This window comes from Pseudomonas sp. HMSC063H08, from assembly GCF_001813645.1.
In the GTDB taxonomy this organism is placed as follows: domain Bacteria; phylum Pseudomonadota; class Gammaproteobacteria; order Pseudomonadales; family Pseudomonadaceae; genus Pseudomonas; species Pseudomonas aeruginosa.
This window is the reverse complement of record NZ_KV813428.1, coordinates 1-269: the sequence shown is the minus strand read 5'-3', so window position 1 is coordinate 269 and position 269 is coordinate 1. Positions and strand designations below refer to the sequence as shown.

Genomic DNA, 269 nt, shown 5'->3' with positions numbered 1-269 from the left:
TCGTCGCGCAGCGCCTCGATGACGCCGCGGGTAATTGGAAGAGCATCGGTGCCGGCCGCAGCCAGATTCTCTACAGTCAGTGGTTTGCTCTTCGACAGCAGTTCCTGCAGCGACTGGAGTTTCTTGTCGTAGGTCTCCTGGATCAACGGGGTAAGGCCGACACCTGCCGCCGTCACCGTCTTCTGGCAGCCTTCGCAGGTCTGTTGCTGTTGCTCCCCCAGTACCCGGGTGGCGAATGCGGCGGCTTCCTGGGGGGAGGACCAGGTGTT

Annotated in this window: 1 pseudogene; it reads right to left on the bottom strand. The window is 62.5% G+C overall.

The window, feature by feature from the left end:
- Positions 1-269, bottom strand: a pseudogene (locus HMPREF2924_RS12005) (integrating conjugative element protein); the annotation flags it as partial.